Raw genomic sequence first — 587 nt, 5'->3', positions numbered from 1 at the left:
GATCTCATTTCTGATATAGATACTGTAATTAATACATTACCAACATCCCTACCTATTAATCAGGAACAGATTTATTCATTATTACATACTGACTATTTTGACGTATTATCTAGATTTAGCAAAGAGATTGTTTTATATGATAATTTCTTAATGAGCATGAAAAATTCGTTGCAAGAGAGACTCAAAGAAATATTTACACCGATGCCTTCAATAATCATTGAAGAAAGTTATGATTTAGAAGCCATATATAATTCTCTGGAAAGTATTCGACAAGCGCATAATACTAAAATAAGAAATCTGAAGAGTGATCAAGATGCAGCTAGAAATATCCTTCGCCTTACAGAAGTAAGTAAGTTCATTATTGACATTAATTATATTAAAGAAAAGGAAAAAATAGCCTCTTTAGTAAATGAGTATAAAACCCTTGAGCAGGAAAAAAATAAAATACAAGAACAAATCAATAGTTTCAATACTGATATTCAAAATCTTCTTGATCAACAAAGAGATGAAAGCTATGGTGCAGAAAAAATAAATCTTTTTCTAAAAAACCATTTTGGGCATAATAGCTTAAACCTAAGACCCTTCAA

At 28.8% G+C, this 587-nt stretch carries 1 protein-coding gene; it reads left to right on the top strand.

Features of this window, described 5'->3' with window-relative positions:
* Nucleotides 1-587 (top strand): AAA family ATPase (locus J5224_RS34170; protein ID WP_264629289.1); only part of this gene is annotated, 587 nt, incomplete at both ends.

This window comes from Candidatus Symbiopectobacterium sp. NZEC135, assembly GCF_025962695.1.
Note: the sequence above shows the minus strand (reverse complement) of the source record. Positions and strands in the feature narration are given on the sequence as shown.